Genomic DNA, 23,432 nt, shown 5'->3' on the forward strand with positions numbered 1-23,432 from the left:
TCGCTGGTGCATCCCCCGTCGCCAGCGACCGGGTTCTTCTATGTCCGGCTCAGGGGGCGCGAGTTGCCGCCCCCGGGACCGCCGGGAGCGCTCCCGGCCCGCAGCAGGAGCCGCTCCCCGTCCGCCGAGGCGACCTCCGCCACCGCCGTGGCCTCCTCACCTTCCGCCGCCGGTACGCGCGGCGTCTCGCACAGCCCCGGCTCGCTCGCCGCGGGCATCGCGCACCGCACCCGCATCGCACGGCCGTCGGGCCGCATCAGGGTGAGGACGGTCGCCAACTCGCTGTTCGTCGCGTTCCTGTAGTACGTCCTGGCCCAGGTGGAGTCACCCTGGGTCAACACGCAGGTCTGGGCCTCCACCCCTTCGGGTGAAGTGATTTCGGGTCCGCAGACGGAGTCCGGGCGCCCTTCGTCCGCGAGTCGACGCGAGAGCGTGCCACCCGCGCCGCCTGTTTCCGGCCCCGATTCCGACGCCGACCCCGGCGCCGCCCCCGGCTGCCGCCCCGGTCCCGCCTCACGTCCCGCCTCGCGCCCCGCTCCGGGCTCCTGGCCTGCTCCGGGCTCCTGGCTCGCTCCGCCGCCCGGCGCGGGCGGGGACCCGGGCCGTACGGGCGCGTCCTGGCCGGCCGTGGCGGCGGCGAGCGGCAGCGCGACGGCGAGCGCGACCGTACTGGCGAGCGCGACCACGCGGAGACGGGAAGCGCGCTGCGACTGTTGCATGGAGGGGCACACCTGCGAATCGCTGGGGAGAGACGGGGGAGAGGGGAGAGAGCGGAAGAGGCCGGACCGGCCGGTGAGGTGAACATATCGGGGGAAAGGGGCCGGTGGGAGCCGCCTGGCCGTCCGTTCCCGTACTCGCCCGGCAGCTCCTACCCGTACGAGTGAAGCCCCGAGGACGTGCGGCCTTCAGCCCTCCGGGGAAGGGAGGCCGCGGGGAGACCCGGGCGCGGGGCCCGGGGTCTCAGTACGCGAGCCTGCTGCCGCTGCCCGGCGTCGCCGCGCTCTCCTCGACGAGCACGTCCAGCAGGGTCTCCATACGCGGCAGCCAGGGCGCGTCCTCCCCCATGCGGGCCCCGCCGCGGGCCCCGTCACGGGCACCGTCGGACTCGGGCTGGCGCTCCCAGCGGACCTTGCCCGCACCGGTCTCGGAGGGGGGCAGCGCGACATAGCCGCCCTCCCCGTGGAAGCGCAGCGAACTGGGCACCCAGTCCTGGGCGTAGAGCAACTCGCCCAGCTCCTCCAGTCCGTACGGCTCGACCAGAACGGAGAAGCGGGTCGGGGTCGCGACCACGGGGCCCAGGCGGACACCCGTCCTGTCGAACGTCGCCAGGGCACGCGCGCCCGCGACAGCCGGGAGGCTGATCGCGCAGGGTGCGCGGCCGCCGGTGGCCAGGATCACGGGAGCGCCCGGGCGGTTCGTCCACCACCAGCGGACCATGGACTCGTCGGTCGTCGCCGCGAGCAGGACCGGGTCGAAGGGGTGCGCGCCCGGGACCACGCAGTCCGGGTCCGGGCAGGAGCACACCGCCGCGGCGGCCTTCCCCGACGCCTTGCCGGAGACGGCGGCGCCCGGGACCACGGGCCAGTGCCATCGGGTGGCACAGGCGAGCGCCGCGTTCCGCAGCGATGACCTGTGGGGAGACCTCCGAGAAGTCCCCCACAGCCTTCGGCCCGAGAGGTGCTCCCAGGCCCAGGTGAAGCGTCGCCTTCCGAGGATCTCGCGCATGAGCGCTCGTTCCTTTCCGTCAAACGCCAACTGACCGTCTCGTCGGAGATCTAGCCCTACACACCGAGTGGATCGTTCGTGACCGCGCGTACAGGACAGCGCATCATGCCGCGGGCCGAGCGTGGAACGTGGCGGGGGGTGGCGCGCGCCTGGCGCTTGCGTGACGAACTGCCGTGCGGCCACCTGTGCCGGTACTGCTCTGACTGCGCCCGTTCGTACAGCGACTGTGCCGCCTGGTGCATTCCCGCCGAGGAAGAGGGCGGGACGCGCTCGCTGGTTCCTAAGACGCTGTGGTTCCCCACTGGGTTCCGTACCCGCAGCAGCCATGCCAACGCGCTGCCGGATGGCCTCAGTCGACAGCAATATGCACTCCGGGAGGGCTGTTTTCCGCCATTCTTCACCAACCCCGGCCAGCCCCCGTGAAATCAGCATGCCACCACGGACACCATCAACCCTGCTGGCACAGTGCTGGACATCACGTCAACGGTGTGTGTACATGTAGTGCCATTGATAGCGGAGCAGCATGACATGGGGGTTTGCGATGCTATTGAGAGAGTTCCTCCGCAGTCAGAGCCGCCTCCCATGACGGCCCCGCGCTCGCCGAAAGTGGCTGGAATCCAACCGGCGATTTCGCCACCGTCGCAAACTCCGCCCTCCGAGTCCCGAGCTGCCTCCTCGACCGACACGGCGGACCAGGCGGACGCGTCGGAGCGGCTCTCCGACCTCACCGCCCTTCACGAACTCACCGCTGAACTCGCACGTACGGAATCCCTCGACGCCGCCCTGCGCGAGACCCTGCGCGCCGGTGCCGCGCTCCTGGGCGCCCGGCGCGGACTGATCGCGCTCGAACCCGGGGCGGCGCCCGGCACCGCGCCGGAGCGCACCATCGGGCTGGGTCTCGGGCACGCCGATCTCGGCCAGATCGAGACGGTGCCGCGTGCCTCGGCCGCGTACGCCCGCATCCTCGACGGAACGGCCGACACCGAGCAGTCCGCCGGTCCGTCCGTGGGGCAGCCCGCCGGACCGTCCGTGGCCCCCGCCGTCGCCCCGCCCGCGCCATCCGGCCCGTCCGCCCCGTCGTCCGCCCCGTCCCCCGGGCACTCCCGCGCGGCCGAGCACGAGGAGGAGGCAGCCGAGCATCCGCACCCGGAGTCCCCGGACGCCGATCCGGCCGGGATCACGTACCCGGACATCGCCGCCGACGAGGCCCTCGACCCGCGGCACCGCGAGGTCGCGGCCCGGCTCGGCTTCGCCGCGAGCTACGCGGTGCCGCTCGACACCCGCGACGGCACCCGCCTCGGCGCCGCCGTCTGGCTCTACGACGACCCCTCCGAGCCCAGCGCCCGCCAGCGCCATCTGCTGTGCCAGTACCTGCGGTACGCGACCGAGCACGCGGCCCGTATCGGCGAACTCGCACGGGCGCGCGCCGAGATGACGGCGCTCCGCGAGGAGCTGCTGCCTCCGGCGCTGCCCCGCGTCCCCGGCGTCCGGCTCGCCGCGCGGCACCGGACCGGGCCGCGCGGCGGCGGCGACTGGTACGACGCGCTGCCGCTGCCCGACCGCGCGCTGGGCCTCGCCGTCGGCGGGGTGACCGGGAGCGGTCCCACGGCCGTCGCCGCGATGGGCAGGCTGCGGGCCTCGCTGCGCGCGTACGCCGTGATGGAGGGCGAGGACCCCGTCGCCGTCCTCTCCGACCTGGAGCTGCTGCTGCGGCTGACGGAGCCCGCGCGCTCCGCGACGGCCCTGTTCGCGTACGCCGAGCCCGCGAGCCGTCGTGTCCTGATCGCCGGGGCCGGGCACTGTCCGCCGCTCGTGGTCGGGCCCGAGCGTGTCGAGCCCGTCGAGACCACGCTCTCGGCGCCGCTGGGCATGCTCGCGTGCTGGGAGGCGCCCAGCGTCGAGGTGACCCTGCGGGAAGGCGAAACGCTCCTCTTCTACAGCGACGGGCTGCTGCACCGCACCGGCGATCCCATGGACCGCGCCTTCGCGCGGCTGCACGGGGCCGCTGCGGGGGCGCCGCCCCAGGCGCGCGACGATCCGGACGCGCTCGTCGAGCACGTCCTGCACACCCTGCTCCCCGGCCCTCTCGCCGACCAGACCGACCATCCCGAGGACGTCGTCCTCCTCGCCGCCCGTTTCTGACGTCTTCGTTCGACGACGTCAGAAACGGCTCCGGCCCCGCCACCGGATTCAGCTCCGGGTCCAGGCCTCCGAATTCGGCTCCGACTTCGTTCGACGACGGCTTCCGGCGTCCGTTCCCGACGCTCGCCGTCGCCCGGAGGGTTGCCTCCGCGGCGGGGGCCGAAGGTCACATCCGCACGCCTCTGGACCACGCCTGCCCCGGCCATACGATGGAAGACGGTCTTATCCATCCAAGAGGAGGCACACGTGGCAGACGCCGCTGAGGAGCAGCCGATCAAGCAGCGGAAGAACGGCCTGTACGCGGGCGTCTCCGACGAACTGGCCGCGAACATGAAGTCCGGCTGGGCCGACACCGAACTGCGCGATCTGGAGCCGATACCGCAGGCCGCCGAGACGGCGGCCCGTCGCGCCCGGCTCTCCGAGCGCTTCCCCGGCGAGCGGCTCGTCGTCCCGGCGGGCAACCTCAAGACGCGGTCGAACGACACGGAGTACCCCTTCCGCGCCTCCGTCGAGTACGCGTACCTCACCGGCAACCTCGTCGAGGACGGCGTGCTCGTCCTGGAGCCCACGGGCGAGACCGGCCACCGGGCCACGCTCCACCTCCTCCCCCGCTCCGACCGCGAGAACGGCGAGTTCTGGCTCGACGGGCAGGGCGAGCTGTGGGTCGGCCGCCGCAACAGCCTCGCCGAGAGCGAGCAGCTCTACGGACTGCCCTGCGCGGACGTCCGTACGGTCGCCGACGACCTGCGCAAGGCCACAGGCCCGGTGCGCGTGGTGCGCGGGTACGACGCGGGGATCGAGGCGGCGCTCGCCGACAAGGTCACCCTGGAGCGCGACGAGGAGCTGCGCGGCTTCCTCTCGGAGATGCGCCTGGTGAAGGACGACTTCGAGGTCGGCGAGCTGCAGAAGGCGTGCGACTCGACCGTGCGCGGCTTCGAGGACGTCGTGCGCGTCCTGGACAAGGCCGAGGCGACCTCCGAGCGGTACATCGAGGGCACGTTCTTCCTCCGCGCCCGCGTGGAGGGCAACGACGTCGGTTACGGCTCGATCTGCGCCGCCGGCCCCGACGCCACCCATCTGCACTGGATGCGCAACGACGGCCCGGTCCGCTCCGGCGAGCTGCTCCTGCTGGACGCGGGCGTGGAGACCCACACGCTCTACACGGCCGACGTCACCCGCACCCTCCCGGTCAGCGGCCGCTTCACCGATCTCCAGCGGAAGATCTACGACGCGGTGTACGAGGCGCAGGAGGCCGGCATCGCGGCCGTCAGGCCCGGCGCGAAGTACCTCGACTTCCACGAGGCCGCGCAGCGCGTGCTGGCCGCCAAGCTGGTCGAGTGGGGCCTCATCGAGGGCCCGGTCGAGCGCGTGCTGGAGCTGGGCCTCCAGCGCCGCTTCACGCTGCACGGCACCGGCCACATGCTCGGCATGGACGTGCACGACTGCGCCGTCGCCCGCCGCGAGACCTACGCCGAGGGCACCCTGGAGCCCGGCATGTGCCTCACCGTCGAGCCGGGGCTGTACTTCCAGGCGGACGACACGACCGTGCCCGAGGAGTACCGCGGCATCGGCGTCCGTATCGAGGACGACATCCTGGTCACCGAGGACGGTAACCGGAACCTGTCCGGCGCCCTGCCCCGGACCAGCCAGGACGTCGAGCTGTGGATGGCGAAGCTGAAGGCGTGAGCCGCAGCACACGGTAGAGGGGGCGCCGAGGCGCCGTACCCGACGAGGAAGAGAGCACGCTTTGGTATCCCGGTTGCGCACCGGACTGCTGTCCGCGTTCCCCTTCCTCGCCATGGGCTGCGTCACCCTCGTCGACCTGATGGGCGGTCCGGGGATCGGGCTGCTGCCCATGATGGCCCTGGGGCCCGCCTTCGCGGGCCTCATCGGCGGCATGCGGCGCACCGCCTTCGTGGGGGCGCTCGCGGTGGCGCTCTCCATCGCCCTGAGCATCTACAACGGGCAGTTCGGCGAGCGGCGCGGCGACGCGACGCTGATCTCGGTCGGCGGCGTCGCCGTCGCGGCGCTGCTGGCCACCTCCATGCGGCAGCGCCGCGAGGCCGAGCTGGCCAGCGTCCGTTCCATCGCCGAGGCGGCACAGCGCGTGCTGCTGCGCCCCGTTCCGCGCGGCGCGGGACGGCTGCGCGTCGCCGTCTCGTACACGTCGGCGGTGGCCGAGGCGCGCATCGGGGGCGACCTGTACGAGGTCGTCACCTCCCCGCACGGGGTCCGCGTCATCGTCGGCGACGTGCAGGGCAAAGGGCTGGAGGCGGTCGAGACGGCGGCCGTGGTGCTGGGCGCGTTCCGCGAGGCGGCGTACGACGAGCCGGACCTCGTGGCCGTGGGGGAGCGCCTGGAGCGGGCCCTGGACCGGCATCTGCTGGGCGAGAAGTTCGTCACCGCCGTCCTCGCCGAGGTCCGCCAGGCGTACCCGGGGAACGCGGGGACGGAGGGCGGCGACCGCGCCGTCCTGCTCAACTACGGGCATCCCGCGCCCCTCGCCATACGGCACGACGGCACCGTGCGCTACGCCGAGCCCCCCGAGCGCACGCTCCCGCTCGGCCTGGGGCTGCACGGGACGGAGCCGCCCCGGCCGCACGAGGTGCCGTTCGCGCCGGGCGACCAGATGCTCTTCTACACGGACGGCGTCACCGAGGCCCGGGACAGCTCGAACACCTTCTATCCCCTGGACGAGCGGTCCCATCTGCTCAAGGACACCGATCCGGACGCCGCGCTGGAGGCCGTCCGCCAGGACATCGAGGAGCATGTGCGCTCCCCGCTCAACGACGACGCGGCGATGCTGCTGCTCCGCTACCGCGACTGCGCCGAGCCGGTCACCGCGTCATGACGCCGAGGCGAGTTCGTCCGCGGGGACCGGTTTGAGGAGCTTGTCGAAGCTGACTACGGCGCCGCCCCGCCCCGGGCGGTTCCGGAACCGGACGTGGTCGGCGAGGGACTCGATGAGGAAGAGCCCCCGTCCCGTCTCCGGCACCGCGCCGCCCCGCCCGGCGCCCTCCTCCGGCTGCTCCCCCGCGGCGTCCGCGCAGCACCCGGCGGGGAAGCCCGGGCCCGAGTCGGCGACCTCGATACGACAGCGGTCGCCCTCCAGATAGGCCGTGACGCGGTACGCGCCGCTGCCGTGCTCGACCGCGTTGGCGCACGCCTCCGTCAGCGCGAGCGACAGTTCGAAGGAAATCTCCGGATCGGCCCCCGCCGCCTCCATCGCCCCCAGCAGCAGCCGCCGCGCGAGGGGCACACTGGCGGCCTCGCGCCGCAGCCGCAGAGACCACCACAGGCTGCTCATGCTCACCCTCCACCCGGCTCGACGGGGCCTACAGGGCCTGGCCACACGGGTTACGTATTGCCTCACCGGCCACGCCCTACGCGGCGCCGGGACGATGACGCCCGTACGGCGGATGCGCGCGCCGCCAGGTGTGTGTAGTGCGACCCCCACACGCGTACCGCGCGTCACACACGGACCCGGGGCGGACGACAGGGACGCAGAGCGGACCAGAGGGGACCAGAGGGGCACCCTGCCCGGAATCGTCGGGGAGGGCCAGTGCGACAATGAGGCCGCCATGACTGCCGGGCTGGATCTCAGAGCGCTGCGGGCCGCGGTGTTCGCCGCGGTCTGCGTCTCGGTGTCCGCCGCCGGTCACATCCTCGCCGCCGGTACGGGCGTGCCCGCGGTGACCCTGGTCCTCGGCTTCGCCGCCGCCTTCGCCGTCGCGCTGCCGCTCGCCGGGCGCGAGCGGACCCTCCCCGGCATCGCCTCGCTGCTCGCCCTCGGCCAGCTCGGGCTGCATCTGCTCTTCTCCTGCGGCCAGGGCGCACAGGGCCACATGTCCGCCGCGGGCGGCCATAGGCCGGGCGGCTCCGGCGGGGGCGGGAACGTGCGGGACCTCGCCCGCTCGCTGCTGTGCGGCGACGCGGCGAGCGGGATGACCGACGCGCAGGCCCACCGCGTCGTCACGCAGGCCGGGCTCCCGGCCGACGGCGCGGGGCACGCGGCGCACGCGTCCGGGCAGGCGGCCGGGGCCGGCGCGCTGCCCGACACCCCGCTCGACTGCCTGCGCGACGCCGCGCGTGCCGCGCTCGGCCTGCTCGACGCCCCCATGCTCCTCGGCCACCTGCTCGCGGCCCTCCTGCTCGGCTGGACGCTGCGCCGGGGCGAGGCCGCGCTGTGGCGCCTGGTGCGGCTCTCCGCGGAGCTGGCGGCCTCGGCCGACGAGGTCGTCGCCGCCCGCGCGCTGCGCGCCGCGCTGGCGTACGTACGGGCGCTGCACGCCGGGCTGCTGCCCCACGCGCCGGTGTCCGTGGCCTTCACAGCGGAGCGGGACGCGCGTACGCCCTGTTCCGTGACGCTCCAGCACTCCGTGCACCGCAGGGGTCCGCCCGCGGTCCGGGCGGATTCGCTCACTCTCGCGGCCTGACGTACACGAACCGCGCGTACGGGGCCGCCGACCGCGTGTGCGCGCGTGCCTCGGCGCACGCCCCGCGCGGGTCTCCACGTCCCATGCCACTCCGTCCTGTCCGCACAGGAGCCCACACTCATGAAGAACGCACACCGCCGCGCCGCACTCGTCGGCGCCGTCGCCGTCGCCTCGGTCCTCACGCTGGCCGGTCCGGCCTCCGCGCACGTCAGCGTGGACCCGCAGGAGGCCCCCAAGGGCGGCTTCGCCACGGTCAACTTCAAGGTCCCCAACGAGCAGGACGACGCCTCGACCGTCAAGCTCGAAGTCACCTTCCCGACCGACCATCCGCTGGCCTCGGTCATGCCGCAGCCCGTCCCCGGCTGGGACATCAAGGTCACCAAGAGCAAGCTCGACAAGCCGATCGAGATGCACGGCGAGAAGATCACCGAGGCCGTCTCGAAGGTCACCTGGAGCGGCGGCAAGGTGAACCCGGGCGAGTTCCAGCAGTTCCCCGTCTCCATGGGCCAACTGCCCGAGAAGGGGGACCAGCTCGTCTTCAAGGCCCTCCAGACCTACGACAACAAGGACGTCGTACGGTGGATCGAGGAGCCGGAGGAGGGCCAGGAAGAGCCCGAGAACCCGGCGCCCGTCCTGAAGCTCACCGCCGCCGAGGGCGAGCACGGCGACGCCGAGAACGGCGCGGAGAGCGCCGCGAGCAAGGCGGACTCCGGCTCCGGTGACGGTTCCGGCGGCTCCGACAGCTCCGACACCACCGCCCGCGTGCTCGGCGTCGTCGGCATCGTCGTCGGCATCGCCGGTGTGGCCTTCGGCGTGCTCGCCGGACGCCGCCGCTCCGCCTGACCCTGCCCCATGGCGGCGCGGCCCCCGGGCCGCGCCGCCCGCACCCACGGGAACGCACTATGCGCACTACCAGAACCGTCACCACGGCCGCCGCCTTCGCCGCCGCGGCCGCCCTCACGCTCACCGCCTGCGGCGGCTCGGGCGACTCGGACGACGACGCGGGCGCCACCAAGCCCGCGACCATCGAGAAGGAGCAGAAGAAGGGCGGCTCCGTACTCGACTCGCCGTTCGAGAAGCCGGACCTCACGCTCACGGACACGCGGGGCAAGCAGTACGACATGATCGAGGAGACCAAGGGCCACCCGACCCTGCTCTACTTCGGCTACACGAACTGCCCGGACATCTGCCCGCTGACGATGAGCAACATCGCGGTCGCCAAGTCCAAGCTCCCCAAGGACCAGCAGAAGAAGCTCCGGGTCGTCTTCGTCACGTCCGACCCCAAGCGGGACACCCCCAAGCAGCTCGGCAAGTGGCTGAAGGGGCAGGACCCGTCGTTCATCGGGCTCACCGGCGACTTCGAGACCATCCAGGCGGGGGCCCGCAGCGTCGGCGTCTCCATCGAGCCCTCGTACAAGAAGAAGAACGGCGACATCGTCTCCACCCACGGGGCGCAGCTTCTGGCCTTCTCCCCGAAGGACGACAAGGCGCACGTCCTCTACACGGAGCGCAACACCACGCCGGAGGTCCTGGAGAAGGAGCTTCCGAGCATCATCAAGGGGGAGAAGCCGTGAGCCCCGCCCGCCGCAGTGCTGTGGTCCTTCCGGTCGCCGCGTCCGTCGTGACCACCCTGGCGCTCTCCCTGGTCGCCTGTTCCTCCGACGGGGAGGGCGCGAAGGACGGGAAGGGCGAGGAGAAGAAGGCCGCCGCCGCGGGGTCCGTACCGAAGCTGAAGATCGAGGGCGCGTACGTCCCCCAGCCCGTGGACGACAAGATGGCCGGCGGTTTCCTCACCGTCCGCAACTCCGGCGGTACGGCGGACAAGCTGACCTCCGTCACGAGCGACATCGCCGCGGACGTGACCATGCACAAGACGGTCAAGCAGCAGATGAGCGCGGTCAAGTCGTTCCCCGTTCCCGCCGACGGCGCCCTGAAGCTGGAGCGGGGCGGCAACCATCTGATGCTCATGGAGCTGAAGCGGAAGCCGAAGAAGGGTGACAAGGTCACCTTCACGCTGCACTTCGCCAAGTCGGGCGCCGTCACCGTGAAGGCACCGGTCGAGGCGACGAACCACACACCGGACAAGTGAGGTGCGCAGGCGTGCTGCCCACCACCGCCGCTGAACGGTCCGCGATACCCCGCGTGCTGCTCGCCGTCCTCCTCGCCGCTCTGTGCGCCCTGGGAGTCGTCGGTACGGCCACTCCGGCCTCGGCCCACGCCGCGCTGACCGGCAGCGATCCGGCCGAGGGCGCGGTGGTGGACAGTGCGCCCCGTCAGGTCACCCTGACGTTCTCCGAGGGCGTCGCCATGTCCGACGGCTCCATCCGTGTCCTCGACCCGGACGGCAAGCGGGCCGACAAGGGCACCGTCAAGGACGTCGGAAAGGGCGGCTCCGTCCGCCGCGCCGCGGCCCTCAAGTCCGGCCTGGCGGAGGGCACCTACACGGTGGCCTGGCAGGCCGTCTCCGCGGACAGCCATCCCGTGGCGGGCGCGTTCACGTTCTCCATCGGCAAGCCCTCCAAGACGACGGCGAGCGTGCCGGGGCAGGACACCGAGGCGGGCGGCGGCACGGTCGGGGTGCTCTACGACATCGGGCGGTACGCCGCGTACGCGGGCTTCGTGCTGCTCGTCGGCGCCGCCGCCTTCGTGCTGGCCTGCTGGCCGCGCGCCGCCGCCGCGCGCTCCGTGCAGCGCCTGACCGTCGCGGGCTGGACGACGCTCGCCGCCTCGACCCTCGCCATGCTGCTGCTCCGCAATCCGTACACGAATTCGGGCGAGCTGGCCGACGCGTTCGACCTGGGCGGGCTGAAGTCCGTCGTGGAGACCAAGCCGGGCGCGGCGCTCGTCTCGCGGCTGCTGCTGCTCGCCGCCGCGGCGCTCTTCGTCTCCGTGCTGTTCGGCACGTACGCCAAGCAGCGCGAGGACGACGACCCGAAGGGCGCCCGGGACCTGCGTTTCGGGCTCGCCCTGGGCGGCACGGTCGTCGCGGCCGGGCTGGGCGCCACCTGGGCCATGGCCGAGCACGCCTCGACCGGCATCCAGACGGCGCTCGCCATGCCCGTCGACGTGCTGCACCTGCTGGCCGTCGCGCTCTGGCTCGGCGGGCTGGCGGCCCTGCTCACCACGCTGCGCTGGGGCCCGGTGCCCACCCGCGCGGCCGTGGACCGCTTCTCCCGTACGGCGCTCGTCTGCGTGACCGTCCTGGCGGCCACCGGGCTCTACCAGTCCTGGCGCCAGGTCGGCTCCTGGAACGCGCTGGGCAGCACCTCCTACGGGCAGCTCCTGATCGTCAAGGTCGGGCTGGTCGCGCTGCTCGTGTCCATCGGCTGGATCTCGCGACGCTGGACGCGCCGCCTGGCGGACGTGCCGGAGGAGCGCGCCCGGCGGGAAGCGGAGGCGGAACCGGAGGAGGAGCCGGAGAAGGAGCCGGAGGAAGCACGCGTCACCGTGGGCGCCGGGAGCGGCGATCCCGTACGTGCCGCGCAGCTCGCCCGGCAGCGGGCCGCCGCCAACGCCGCGCGCCGCAGGAAGGAGCGCGACGCCGACCCCGACCGGGGCGGACTGCGCCGTTCCGTGACGGCCGAGACCGCGATCGCCGTCGTCCTCCTCGCCGTCACGACCGTGCTCACCAGTACGGAGCCGGGGCGCACGGAGGAGCAGGCCCGCGCCGCCGGGTCCGGCGGGGAGCAGCGCGGGAAGGCGAGCGGGCCCGTGAGGCTGACGGTCCCGTTCGACACCGGAGGACCCAAGGGCAAGGGCACGGCGAAGCTGCGCATCAGCCCGGGGCGCAGCGGCGACAACACCCTGGACCTGCGCACGACCGCGCCCGGCGGCGAGCCGCTGGACGCGCCCGAGGTGAAGGTCTCGCTCACCCTGCCCGCCAAAGACGTGGGCCCGCTGCCGGTGAAGCCCGCGCCCGTCGAGGGCGAGAAGGGACACTGGAAGGCCACGTCGGTGCAGCTCCCGATGGCCGGGAAGTGGAAGATCGCGATCACCATCCGCACCTCGGACATCGACCAGACCACGGAGACGAAGACCGCGAGAGTCGGCTGAACCACCATGACGCAGCACACACCAGAGAAGACGTCGGAGAACGCACGCGACGAGGAGCGGGAGGGGACCGGCGTCTCGCGGCGCCGCCTCCTCGGCACCGCGTCGGCCGCCGGTGTCGCCGGGCTCGCGCTCGGCGGCGCGGGCGGCGCCTACGCGCACGCGGCCACCCGCGAGGATCCCCCCACCGCGCTGAGCACGCTCGGCTCGCGGAGCGTCCCGTTCCACGGCGCCCACCAGGCGGGCATCACCACGCCCGCGCAGGCCCACGGCCATCTCGTCGCGTTCGACCTGGCGCCGGGCGCGGGCCGCAAGGAGGCCGCCGCGCTGCTGCGCCGCTGGTCGGACGCCGCGCGCCGGATGATGGCGGGCGAGCCGGTGAAGGGCGGCCGCGGCGGCGCCGACACGGGCATCGCCCTGGACGCGGGCCCGTCGTCGTTGACGGTCACCTTCGGATTCGGCCGTACGTTCTTCGGACGTACGGGCCTCAAGGACCGGCTCCCCCGCGAGCTGGCGCCGCTGCCCGACTTCTCCGCGGACGTGCTCGACAAGAAGCGCTCGGACGGCGACCTCTGGGTCCAGGTAGGCGCCGACGACGCGCTGGTCGCCTTCCACGCCCTGCGCGCCCTCCAGCGCGAGGCGGGGAAGACCGCGAAGCCGCGCTGGCAGATGAACGGGTTCAACCGCTCGCCCGGCGCGACCTCGCACCCCATGACCGTCCGCAATCTGATGGGCCAGGTCGACGGCACCAACAACCCCAAGCAGTCCGAGAAGGACTTCGCCGAGAAGGTGTTCGTCCCCGAGGGCGGCTCCCCCGAGTGGATGGCCGGAGGCTCGTACGTCGTGCTGCGACGCATCCGGATGCTGCTCGACGACTGGGACGAGCGCTCCCTGGCCGAGCAGGAGAAGGTCATAGGGCGCCGCAAGTCCGACGGCGCTCCCCTGTCGGGCGGCAAGGAGCACACGAAGCCCGATCTGGAGAAGCGCGCCAAGGGCACGCTGGCCATCGCCGCCAACGCGCACATCCGGGTGGCCGCGCCGGAGACGAACGGGGACGCGGCGATGCTGCGCCGCCCCTTCTCCTTCCACGACGGCTTCCGCGACGACGGCGCGCCGGACGCCGGGCTGCTCTTCCTCGCCTGGCAGGCCGACCCGCTGCGCGGCTTCGTCCCTGTGCAGCGGAAGCTCGACAGGGGGGACGCGCTGTCGCCGTTCCTGCGGCACGAGGCGAGCGGCCTGTTCGCGGTGCCGGGCGGTCCGCGCGAGGGCGAGTACGTGGGGCAGCGGCTGCTCGAAGGGTGAGATCGCGCCGACGCGCCGTCCCGCCCGCGACTACCGTGGCGGCATGTCACCAGCGAGCCGCTATACGTATCTCGGTCCCGAAGGGACCTTCACCGAAGCCGCCCTGCACACCCTTCCCGAGGCCGCCACCCGCCAGCTCACGCCCATGGTCTCGGTGCCCGCCGCGCTCGACGCCGTGCGCAGCGGCGAGGCGCAGGCCGCGTTCGTCCCGATCGAGAACTCGGTGGAGGGCGGGGTGACCGCGACCCTCGACGAGCTGGCGAGCGGCACCCCGCTGATGATCTACCGCGAGGTCCTGCTGCCGATCGCCTTCGCGCTGCTGGTCCGCCCCGGCACCGCGCTGGGCGACGTCAAGACGGTGACGGGCCACCCGGTGGCGCAGCCGCAGGTGCGCGGATGGCTGGGAGCGAACCTGCCGGACGCGCTGTGGGAGTCGGCGGCCTCGAACGCGGACGGGGCGCGGCTGGTGCAGGAGGGGCGGTACGACGCGGCGTTCGCGGGCGAGTTCGCGGCGGCCACCTACGGCCTTGAGCCGCTGGTGACGGACATCCACGACGCGGAGAACGCGGTGACGCGGTTCGTGCTGGTGGGCCGCCCCGCGCGCCCGGCGGCGCCGACGGGCGCGGACAAGACCTCGGCGGTGTTCTGGCTGCGTACGGACCATCCCGGTGCGCTGCTGGAGGTGCTCCAGGAGTTCGCGGCGCGCGGGGTCAACATGATGCGGATCGAGTCGCGGCCGACCGGCGAGGGCATCGGCCGCTACTGCTTCTCCGTCGACTGCGAGGGCCATGTGCAGGACCGCCGCGTCGGCGACGTCCTGATGGGCCTCAAGCGCGCCTGCCGCGAGGTGCGGTTCCTCGGCTCGTACCCGCGCGCGGACGAGCAGGCGCCGACGCTGCGCGAGGGCACGGCGGACGGCGACTTCGTGGCGGCGGCCGACTGGCTGACGCGGTGCCTGGACGGGCGGGGCTGAGGACAACCTCCGAGTTATCCACAGGCCTGGGGGTGCGGCTGTGGATTAGTCGACAGGCAAAGCGGACGTTGTCGACAAAGAGGCATGCAGACCGCATCTCCATCCACAGCGGCTCACGTCACCCCCGTCAGCACAATTCCCTTGATCGACACCATGGAGTGAGCAAATCCCGCTCGATTGAGTGTGTATTTCGGGTTTGGGGCGGGAATTCTGCGCCAGCCGAACAGACGGCGGAACGATCACGTCCAATTTCCACAGCCGGAGGAAAGAGCCTGTGGACAACTCCGTGGGCAACTCTCCGGCTGTGGATAAGTTGGTGGATGACGCGTCCTCAACTCGCCCCGTGCGACGCGCAGATCGGCGCGCGGTCCCGTCAACGCGCGACAGCGGAATTCCCCGAAAGTGGCCCGGGGATAAACAACCCGCAATACGGACAAAGTGCCACTAAAGCCATATCGAGTCGAGCGCCCTCCCCGCCCACCGGTAGGCTGGCCGCGTGATTGACCTTCGCCTGCTTCGTGAGGACCCCGACCGTGCGCGCGCCTCGCAGCGCGCCCGTGGAGAGGACGTCGGCCTTGTCGACGCGGTGCTCTCCGCCGACGAGCGGCGCAGGTCCTCCAGCGTCCGCTTCGACGAGCTGCGCTCCGAGCAGAAGCAGCTCGGCAAGCTGATCCCCAAGGCCGAGGGAGACGAGAAGGCCGAGCTGCTGCGCCGCGCGGGCGAGCTGTCCGCCGCCGTGAAGGCCGCCGGCGCCGAGCAGGACGAGGCCGCGGAGGAGACGCGCCGCCTGCTGCTCCAGCTCGGCAATCTGGTCCACCCCGAGGTGCCGGTCGGCGGCGAGGAGGACTTCACCGTCCGCGAGACCATCGGCACCCCGCGCGACTTCGCGGCCGAGGGCTTCGAGCCGAAGGACCACCTGGAGCTGGGCCAGATGCTCGGCGCCATCGACGTCGAGCGCGGCGCCAAGGTCTCCGGCTCGCGTTTCTACTACCTGACGGGGGTCGGCGCGCTCCTGGAGCTCGCGCTGGTCAACGCCGCCGTCGCGCAGGCCACCGCGGCGGGCTTCACACCGATGCTCACGCCCGCGCTGGTCAAGCCGCAGGCCATGGAGGGCACCGGCTTCCTCGGCCAGGCCGCGCAGGACGTCTATCACCTGGAGAAGGACGACTTCTATCTCGTCGGCACCTCCGAGGTCGCCCTCGCCGGGTATCACATGGACGAGATCCTCGAAGCCGACCGGCTGCCGCTGCGGTACGCCGCGTTCTCCCCCTGCTTCCGCCGCGAGGCGGGCTCGTACGGGAAGGACACCCGGGGCATCTTCCGCGTCCACCAGTTCGACAAGGTCGAGATGTTCTCGTACGTCGCACCGGAGGACTCCGAGGCCGAGCACCTGCGGCTCCTGGAGTGGGAGAAGGAGTGGCTCCAGGGCCTGGAGCTGCCGTTCCAGGTGATCGACGTGGCCACCGGCGACCTGGGCTCCTCCGCCGCGCGGAAGTACGACTGCGAGGCGTGGATCCCCACCCAGGGCAAGTACCGCGAGCTGACCTCCACCTCCGACTGCACCGAGTTCCAGGCCCGGCGCCTGTCGATCCGGATGCGCGACGGCAAGCAGGTGCGGCCGCTGGCGACGCTGAACGGGACGCTGTGCGCCGTGCCGCGCACGATCGTCGCGCTCCTGGAGAACCACCAGCGCGAGGACGGCTCTGTGTGGGTGCCGCCGGTCCTGCGGCCGTATCTCGGGGGCCGGGAGCTGCTGGAGCCGGTCTCCAAGTGAGCGACGCACGCGCGGCTGCCGGGCCGCAGACCGCCACGAAGGCCGCACGCAGCCGCGCGGGCGGAGAAGCGAACGGACAAGCACAGTGAGCGACGCACGCGCGGCTGCCGGGCCGCAGACCGCCACGAAGGCCGCACGCAGCCGCGCGGGCGGAGAAGCGAACGGACAAGCGCAGTGAGCGACGCGTTCCCCTACAGGCTGGTCGCCACCGACCTCGACGGCACGCTCCTGCGCCCCGACGGTTCGGTGTCGGCGCGTACGCGGGGCGCGCTGGACGAGGCGTGCGCGCGGGGCGCGGCGCACATCGTCGTCACCGGCCGTGCCGTGCCCTGGACCCGGGACATCCTGGACGACCTGGGCTATCGCGGCCTCGCGGTGTGCGGACAGGGCTCGCAGGTCTACGACGCGGGGGCCGGGCGGCTGCTGACGTCCGTCACGCTCGACCGGCGGCTCGCCGGGACGGCGCTGGAGCGGATCGAGGCCGAGATCGGCCCCCTCGCCGTGGCCGCCTCGCGGGACGGCGTGGACGGCGAGGTGCTGGTCGGCCCCGGTTACGACATGGGGGACGGCGGGCTCGCCTCCACGCCCTTCACCGACCCCGCGGCGCTGTGGGCGGAGCCGCTCAACAAGCTCTACGTCCAGCATCCCGGCGGCCTGGCGGACGACACGCTCGCGGAGGCCGCGCGGCTGGCAGCGGGCGACCTGGTGGGCGTCACGGTGTCGGGGCCCGGGATCGTCGAGCTGCTGCCGCTGGGGCTGAACAAGGCCAGGGGCCTCTCGCTGGCGGCCCGTCGGCTGGGCGTGCACGCGTCGGACACGGTCGCCTTCGGGGACATGCCGAACGACATCCCGATGTTCGCCTGGGCCGAGCGCGGCATCGCGATGCGGAACGCGCACCCCGAACTGCTGTCGGTGGCCGACGAGGTGACCGGGTCGAACGAGGACGACGGCATCGCCCAGGTGCTTGAGCGACTGCTCAACGACCAGTCACGCCCGTAGGCACCCGACAGACGCGCTGACAGGCACTCGATAGGCACGTGATGTGCGGCCTGTCCTATACGGGCGGAAGAAAAGGCCCCGGGCCCTTGATGGAGCGGATCATCGGATACGTCTCCACCTGCCGGACGGCGGGCAGTTCGGCGATGGGGCCCGTCAGGTACGTGTAGAGCGCGGCCGTGTCGCGGACGACGACCGCGAGGAAGAGGTTCGCGGGGCCCGTCATCGCGCAGGCGAAGCCGACCTCCGGGTGCTGGGCCACCGCCTTGCCCGCGGCCTCCAGTTCGGCCGGCGGGACGGAGAGCCAGAGGGCGGCGCGGACGCGCAGGCCGAACAGGTCGTGCCCGTAGTCCACGTCGAAGTAGAGCGCGCCGCACTCGCGCAGTTCGGCCACCCTGCGGCGGGCCGTGGTGAGCGACCACCCCGCGGCGTCGGCGAGTTCGACGTAGGACGCCCTGCCGTCCCTGGCGAGGACTTCGAGCATCCCGTGGTCGTCGGCGGCGAGCCGGACGGGCTCCTCCGGCCGTACGGGCTCGGGCGGCGCGAGCGCGGCCACCTGCTCGGCGGTGAGCATCCCGGTCTTGAGGACGAGCCCCTGGGCCCCGCCGAAGTACGAACGGAGCTGGAGGTGCGCCGTCACCCCCAGGACGCCGGGCGTGCGGGGAAGCTGGCTCAGCAGCACGTTGTCGGCTTCCAGATCGCTGTACGGACGTCCCTCCGGCGGCGGCCGCACGCCGGAGCGGACGACGGCGCTGACCTCCGTGCCGCCCGCCAGGAGGGCGACCCAGGAGGTGTCGGTCCTGCGCGCCAGGGCCTGCGCGAGGGGCACGGCCGCGTCGGGGGTGGTCTGGACGCGCATGCACCAGATGGTCTCGCCCAGCACCTCGGGCTCCGTCAGGCCCAGCACCCGCATGGTGCCGCTGGAGCGGAGCTTGGCCCAGCGGCGCGCGACCGTCTGGTCGGAGACGCCCAGCACCTCGGCGACGCGCGAGAAGGGCGCCCTCCCGTCGAGCTGGAGCGCGTGTCCGATCTTCCGGTCGAGGTCGTCGAGCGGCGGCCCTTCCCGGCGCACCCTCCGTTCCCGCGCTCTCATGCCTCCCGTGCCTCCCGTGCCCCGCATTCCTCCCGTGTCGGATCCCATTTCTCCGAGGCTACTCGGCGTCGGAAAACGCCGCCCTTCCGGAGCTGGCTGGGGAATCCCACGGGGCGGCTCGCAGCCTGACGGGCATGAGGAACAAGTGGTGGCCCCTTACGGCCATATGTCTCGGCGGCTTCATGCTGCTGATCGACGTGACGATCGTGACCACGGCCCTTCCGGACATGGCGCGGTCCCTGGACGCCTCGTTCACCGCGCTCCAGTGGGTCGTCGACATCTACGCGGTCGCCCTGGCGGCGCTGCTGATGGCCGCCGGTTCGGTGGCCGATCTGTACGGCAGGCGGCGGGTGTTCGTGTGGGGGCTGGCGCTTTTCGCGCTGTCCTCGCTCGCCTGCGGCCTGGCGCCCGGGGAGAGCGCGCTGATCGCGGCCCGCGCGGTGCAGGGGATCGGCGCCGCGGCAGTGTTCGCGGCCAACGCGCCGCTGATCACCGCGACGTACCACGGGAAGGACCGCGGGGTCGCCTTCGGCGTGTGGGGGGCCGTGATCGGCGCGGCGACCGGCTTCGGGCTGGCCCTGGGCGGGCTGCTGACCGAGTACGTGAGCTGGCGCGCGATCTTCTTCGTCAACCTGCCGCTGTGCGCCGTGGCCCTGTGGATCACGCTGCGCACGGTCCCGGAGTCCAAGGCGCCCGCGCCGGCCTCGGGGCGTGCGCGGATCGACTGGCCGGGTGCGGCCCTGTTCACCCTGGCCGCGGGCGCGCTGACCTACGGGCTGGTGCGCGGCGGGGACGCGGGCTGGACGGACCCGCTCGCGCTGGTGTCGCTGACGGCCGCCGCCGTCGCGGCCGTTGCCTTCGTCCTGGCCGAACGGAACCGACCGGTGCCGTTGTTGGACCTGGCGCTGCTGCGGCGCCCGTCGTTCGCGGTGCTCATGGGGGCGGCCCTGCTGGTCCAGGCGGCGGCGTTCGCGCACTTCGTCTACAGCTCGCTGTGGGTGCAGTCGGTGCTGGGCATGAGCCCGCTGGAGGCCGGTACGGCCATGCTGCCGATGGCCGCCGCCTCGTTCCTGGTGTCGGGCCTGGGCGGACGGTACTTCCTCCGGATGCGGCCGCAACTGCCGCTGGGCGTAGGGGTGATGGTGATCGGCGCCGGAGTGTTGGCGATGACGCTGGTCGGGCCCGGCTCGTCCTGGACGGCGCTGCTGCCGGGCTGCGTGCTCACGGGGTGCGGCGTCGGGCTGGCGATGACGGTGCTGGTGTCGGCCGCGCTGGGGGCCGCTCCGCCGGAGCGCGCCGGGATGGCCAGCGGCGCCGTCAACACCTTCCGGCAGCTCGGGTACGCGCTGGGCATCGCCGTGCTGGGCACGGTCTTCGCCTCGCGGGTGAAGGACTCGCTGGGCGCGCACGGGGTGCCGGAGGAGACGGCCGACGCGGTCGGCAGCGGCCGGGCGATGGGCTCGGGTGTCCCGATGGGCCAGGTGCGCGAGGCGTTCGCCTCGGGGCTCGACCTGATCTTCGTGATCAGCGGGGTGACGGCGCTGCTGGTGGGCCTCGTGGTGCTGCTCGTCGTACGCGAGCGGGCGCCCGGCGCGGACCACGGCCCGCGCCCCCCTCCGGCACCGCTCCCGAGGGGCCTCAGGGCGCCTCTGCGGCTCCGGGAGGCGTCGTGGGGGCCACCGCCGGGGATGCGGGCGGTGCCGGGGACACGGGCGGCGCGGGGCCCACGGACGGCGCCGGGTCTGTCGGGGCCGGAGTGGCGTCGTAGAGGGCCTGGACGGCGGCGGCCCGGCGTGCCAGTTCGGCCCGGGCCTCCGGCGGGTCCAGGACCTCGACCGAGGTGGAGAACTGGAGGAGCTGGTTGACGGCGGCGAGCAGGGGAAAGGCCAGCCGGACGGGGACCCACTCACCCGGCTCCTCCTCGGACACGTCCGTCACGTTGGAGCCGAGGACCCGCAGGAACATGTCCAGGCGGACGCGCCGCACCCGCGCGGTGACGTGCACCGGGTCGGGCCACTCCTCGACCCAGCGGCGCAGTTCCTCCCACACCTGCGCCAGTTCCACGCCCTCGCGGCGCCTCACGGGCGTGTCCGTGACCGTCGCCGCGGCGACACGGTCCGCGCGGAACGGATAGGGCTTCCCTCGGCGGTCGGCGACCAGGTACCAGGAGTCGGCCTTGTGCACCAGGCCGTACGGATCGACCGTGTACGTCCTGTGCTCCGTCGTCCCTCCGTGCCGGTAACGGATGCGCAGCCTGCGATCCGCGAAGACGCCGGTGTGCAGCACCTCCAGATCGACGGCGCGCTTCGAGCCGGACCGCCAGGCGCCGGGGTCGACGAGGATGCGCCGGCTGGTCAGCTCGGCGGCGGGCCTGTGGGGCGCGGGCAGGGCGGCCATCACCTTGCGCAGGGCCGAACCGAGCGCGCCCTCCAGGCCGAGCGCCGTATGGGCGCCCTCGGCGGCCAGCACGAACAGGGCACGCGCCTCGTCGGCGGTCAGCCCGGTGACGTCCGTACGGAAGCCGGGGAGCAGGGAGATGCCGCCGTTCCGGCCGCGCTCGGCGTAGACGGGCACTCCGGCGGTCGAGAGGGCCTCGACGTCGCGGTAGATCGTGCGGGCGGACACCTCCAGGCGCTCGGCCAGTTCGGCGGCGGAAACGCGGCCCCGGGTCTGGAGAAGCAGCAGGATCGACAGGAGACGGTCGGATTTCACGTTCTCCAGGGTGCCGCGAAAACTTGACGGCCGGTGTCCAGTTATCCGGTGAGACTTCTTCCTGTCCGGGCCCGTGGGCGGCCCGGACGGACCGAAGGAGTGAGACAGCGTGAGCGAGACATCCGTGGTGACGGACCAGCAGGACCCGCGCCCCCGTCTGGCCCGGGCGACAGCGCGGTTCGGCGCGCTGGTCGAGCGGGTGCGTCCCGGGCAGCTCGGGCGGCCGACGCCGTGTGCGGAGTTCGACGTACAGGCCCTGGTGGGGCACATGGTCGGCGTGACGCGCCGGATCGCCCACGTCGGCGAGGGCGGCGCCTTCGCCGACGCGCCCCCGTCGGCGGACGACGTCCGGGACGGTGACTGGGCGCGGGCGTACCGCGAGGCCAGGGAGCGTGCCCTCGCCGCCTGGGAGGACGACGCCAAGCTGACGGAGGCCGTCGGGGTGCCGTGGGGAACGGTACCGGGCAGTTCCGCGCTGGAAGGCTGGACGATGGAGGTCGTCACGCACACCTGGGACCTGGCGCGCGCCCTGGGCCTGGACGGTGAACTGGAGGGCGAGCCGGAAGGGACGGACGGGTCGGACGGCGCGGGCGTCGGGGGCGTCGGGGATGCCGGGGCTGCCGAACTGGGCGCGTTCGCCCTGGAACGCGCCCGGACGGTGCCCCGCGAGGGGCGGGGCGGCCCGGTCCCGTTCGGGGAGGTGCGCGAGGCCCCGGAGGGCGCGGACGCGCACACGCGGCTGGCCGCCTGGCTGGGCCGCGACCCGGAGTGGCGCCCGGCGCGCGGACCGGTCCTCACGCCCGACGACGAGGGGTACGACGAGGAGCGCACCGGCTTCCAGGCGGGCGACGCGCACCGCCCCGACCGCCTGGTCGTCGCCGAGACCGCGCAGGACGTTCAGGAGGCCGTGACGTACGCCCGTGAGCGCGGCCTTCCCGTGGCCGTGCAGGCGACGGGGCACGGGCTGTCACAAGCGTCCCGGGAGGGCGTCCTGATCAGCACCCGCCGGATGACGGGGATCCGGGTGGATCCGCAGGCCCGTACGGCGTGGGTCGAGGCGGGCGTCCTGGCGGGCGATCTGGTGGCGGAGACGGCCCGGCACGGCCTGGCCCCGGTCAACGGCTCGTTCCCCGGCGTGGGGGTCGTCTCGTACACCCTCGGGGGCGGCGTGGGCATCCTGGGACGCCGGTTCGGCTACACGACGGACCATGTGCGCCGTGTCGACGTCGTGACGGCCGACGGACGGCTGCGGAGGGTCACGGCGGAGAGCGACCCCGAGCTGTTCCGGGGGCTGCGCGGCGGCGCCGCGCACCTGGGCGTCGTCACGGGGCTGGAGCTGGCCCTGGTGCCCGTGGAGCGGATCTACGGCGGCATGCTGATCTTCGACGGTGCGGGCGTCGGGGGCGTGGGGACCGCCGAGGACGTGGTGAACGCCTGGCGGGCGTGGACGGAGACCGTTCCGGAGGAGATGGCGTCGGCCGTCTCGCTGCTGCCGATGCCGGACGTGCCCGGCGTCCCCGAACCGCTGCGCGGGCGCTATCTGGCGCAACTGCACTTCGCGTTCACCGGCAGCCCCGAGGAGGGCGAACGGCTGATCGCACCGCTGCGCGAGGTGGGGCCCGTACTGGTGGACCGTGTACGGGAGATGCCGTACACGGAGTGCGCCTCGGTCTTCAGCGAGCCGGAGGCACCGCACGCGTACCGGAGCGTCAACTCACTCGTGGACGGGCGGGGGCTCGGCCCCGCCGAGGTGCGGTCCCTGGTGAAGCGGACGGGCCCGGAGACCCCCGCGATGTGCGTCGTGGGCATCCGGCACATGGGCGGCGCCCTCGCCCGCGATCCGGAGGTGCCGGACACGGTGGGGCACAGGGGCGCCGCCTATCTGGTCGGGGTGCTCTCCCCGCTGGGCGGGACGGGCGAGGCGACGGTGCGCGAGCTGCACGCCCAGGCGCTGGACGCGGTGGGCCCGCACACGGTGGGGCGGCGGATGAACTTCCTGTACGGGCCGCAGGAACCGGAGACCGTACGTGCCGCCTACGAGCCGGAGGACCTGGCCCGGCTGCGTGCCCTCAAGGAGGCCCTCGACCCCGCGGACATGTTCCGCTTCGCTCCGGGCCCCGGACTGCCGGGCGAAGGCGGCACGCCGCTTCGTTAGACCTTATAACTATAGCGAGGTAGTCTTACGGCAGGGCGGCCGAGGGGCCGTCACCGTGCCGAAGGGAAGTGCGT

Annotated in this window: 18 protein-coding genes and 1 pseudogene; 14 read left to right on the plus strand and 5 right to left on the minus strand. The window is 73.1% G+C overall.

The window, feature by feature from the left end:
• Positions 1-38: 38 nt before the first annotated feature.
• Together ABD343_RS04295 and ABD343_RS04300 are read right to left on the minus strand one after the other, a co-directional pair.
• Complete coding sequence (locus tag ABD343_RS04295; protein WP_344524071.1) at positions 39-719, minus strand: hypothetical protein; 681 nt, start codon at positions 717-719, stop codon at positions 39-41.
• 241 nt (positions 720-960) lie between these two features.
• Entirely contained in the window at positions 961-1,725 is a 765-nt protein-coding gene (locus ABD343_RS04300; RefSeq protein WP_344524073.1) for a bifunctional DNA primase/polymerase, read from the minus strand.
• Positions 1,726-2,331: 606 nt separating this feature from the next.
• Between ABD343_RS04300 and ABD343_RS04305 the strand changes: the two genes are divergently transcribed.
• The 3 genes from ABD343_RS04305 to ABD343_RS04315 all read left to right on the plus strand — a co-directional run bounded on the left by ABD343_RS04305 (position 2,332) and on the right by ABD343_RS04315 (position 6,718).
• On the plus strand, positions 2,332-3,867 hold the full coding sequence (locus tag ABD343_RS04305) for a PP2C family protein-serine/threonine phosphatase (protein ID WP_425578090.1): 1,536 nt from the start codon (positions 2,332-2,334) through the stop codon (positions 3,865-3,867).
• A 246-nt stretch (positions 3,868-4,113) separates the two neighbouring features.
• Positions 4,114-5,553: an aminopeptidase P family protein gene (locus tag ABD343_RS04310; protein ID WP_344524077.1), complete on the plus strand. Its 1,440-nt coding sequence runs from the start codon at positions 4,114-4,116 to the stop codon at positions 5,551-5,553.
• A gap of 112 nt (positions 5,554-5,665) precedes the next feature.
• Positions 5,666-6,718, plus strand: a complete 1,053-nt coding sequence (locus ABD343_RS04315; protein WP_344524387.1) for a PP2C family protein-serine/threonine phosphatase — start codon at positions 5,666-5,668, stop codon at positions 6,716-6,718.
• Here ABD343_RS04315 and ABD343_RS04320 read toward each other — a convergent pair.
• Complete coding sequence (locus ABD343_RS04320) at positions 6,713-7,174, minus strand: ATP-binding protein (RefSeq protein ID WP_344524079.1); 462 nt, start codon at positions 7,172-7,174, stop codon at positions 6,713-6,715. The genes ABD343_RS04315 and ABD343_RS04320 overlap by 6 nt on opposite strands.
• Before the next feature lie 274 nt (positions 7,175-7,448).
• Between ABD343_RS04320 and ABD343_RS04325 the strand changes: the two genes are divergently transcribed.
• From ABD343_RS04325 to ABD343_RS04365, 9 genes are all read left to right on the plus strand, one after another.
• Complete coding sequence (locus ABD343_RS04325) at positions 7,449-8,303, plus strand: hypothetical protein (protein ID WP_344524081.1); 855 nt, start codon at positions 7,449-7,451, stop codon at positions 8,301-8,303.
• A 120-nt stretch (positions 8,304-8,423) separates the two neighbouring features.
• A complete protein-coding gene (locus ABD343_RS04330; RefSeq protein ID WP_344524083.1) occupies positions 8,424-9,146 on the plus strand; it encodes a YcnI family copper-binding membrane protein in 723 nt (240 codons plus the stop codon).
• 59 nt (positions 9,147-9,205) lie between these two features.
• Positions 9,206-9,877 (plus strand): SCO family protein, encoded by a 672-nt coding sequence (locus tag ABD343_RS04335; RefSeq protein ID WP_344524085.1) that lies wholly within the window; start codon positions 9,206-9,208, stop codon positions 9,875-9,877.
• Positions 9,874-10,392 carry a copper chaperone PCu(A)C gene (locus tag ABD343_RS04340; protein ID WP_344524087.1) on the plus strand — a complete coding sequence of 173 codons (519 nt, stop codon included), beginning with the start codon at positions 9,874-9,876 and terminating at the stop codon, positions 10,390-10,392. The genes ABD343_RS04335 and ABD343_RS04340 overlap by 4 nt, the downstream gene beginning before the upstream one ends.
• 11 nt (positions 10,393-10,403) lie before the next feature.
• Positions 10,404-12,356: a copper resistance protein CopC gene (locus tag ABD343_RS04345; protein ID WP_344524089.1), complete on the plus strand. Its 1,953-nt coding sequence runs from the start codon at positions 10,404-10,406 to the stop codon at positions 12,354-12,356.
• A 6-nt stretch (positions 12,357-12,362) separates the two neighbouring features.
• Complete coding sequence (gene efeB, locus ABD343_RS04350) at positions 12,363-13,655, plus strand: iron uptake transporter deferrochelatase/peroxidase subunit (RefSeq protein ID WP_344524091.1); 1,293 nt, start codon at positions 12,363-12,365, stop codon at positions 13,653-13,655.
• Positions 13,656-13,698: 43 nt separating this feature from the next.
• Positions 13,699-14,628 carry a prephenate dehydratase gene (pheA, locus tag ABD343_RS04355; protein WP_344524093.1) on the plus strand — a complete coding sequence of 310 codons (930 nt, stop codon included), beginning with the start codon at positions 13,699-13,701 and terminating at the stop codon, positions 14,626-14,628.
• Positions 14,629-15,124: 496 nt separating this feature from the next.
• Positions 15,125-16,402, plus strand: coding sequence for a serine--tRNA ligase (serS, locus tag ABD343_RS04360; RefSeq protein ID WP_344524095.1), 1,278 nt, complete (start codon positions 15,125-15,127; stop codon positions 16,400-16,402).
• A gap of 174 nt (positions 16,403-16,576) precedes the next feature.
• Positions 16,577-17,401 (plus strand): HAD family hydrolase, encoded by an 825-nt coding sequence (locus ABD343_RS04365; RefSeq protein WP_344524097.1) that lies wholly within the window; start codon positions 16,577-16,579, stop codon positions 17,399-17,401.
• A 55-nt stretch (positions 17,402-17,456) separates the two neighbouring features.
• On the opposite strand, the gene ABD343_RS04370 is transcribed toward ABD343_RS04365, so the two are convergent.
• Complete coding sequence (locus ABD343_RS04370; RefSeq protein WP_344524099.1) at positions 17,457-18,491, minus strand: Lrp/AsnC family transcriptional regulator; 1,035 nt, start codon at positions 18,489-18,491, stop codon at positions 17,457-17,459.
• A gap of 182 nt (positions 18,492-18,673) precedes the next feature.
• On the opposite strand from ABD343_RS04370, the pseudogene ABD343_RS04375 reads away from it, so the two are divergent.
• Positions 18,674-19,783: pseudogene (locus tag ABD343_RS04375) on the plus strand (MFS transporter); the annotation flags it as partial.
• A 346-nt stretch (positions 19,784-20,129) separates the two neighbouring features.
• On the opposite strand, the gene ABD343_RS04380 reads toward ABD343_RS04375, so the two are convergent.
• Complete coding sequence (locus ABD343_RS04380) at positions 20,130-21,203, minus strand: helix-turn-helix transcriptional regulator (RefSeq protein ID WP_344524101.1); 1,074 nt, start codon at positions 21,201-21,203, stop codon at positions 20,130-20,132.
• A 109-nt stretch (positions 21,204-21,312) separates the two neighbouring features.
• Between ABD343_RS04380 and ABD343_RS04385 the strand changes: the two genes are divergently transcribed.
• Positions 21,313-23,358: a TIGR03086 family metal-binding protein gene (locus tag ABD343_RS04385; protein WP_344524103.1), complete on the plus strand. Its 2,046-nt coding sequence runs from the start codon at positions 21,313-21,315 to the stop codon at positions 23,356-23,358.
• Positions 23,359-23,432: the final 74 nt, after the last annotated feature.

It is taken from the genome of Streptomyces albiaxialis, from assembly GCF_039530985.1.
Lineage (GTDB): Bacteria > Actinomycetota > Actinomycetes > Streptomycetales > Streptomycetaceae > Streptomyces > Streptomyces albiaxialis.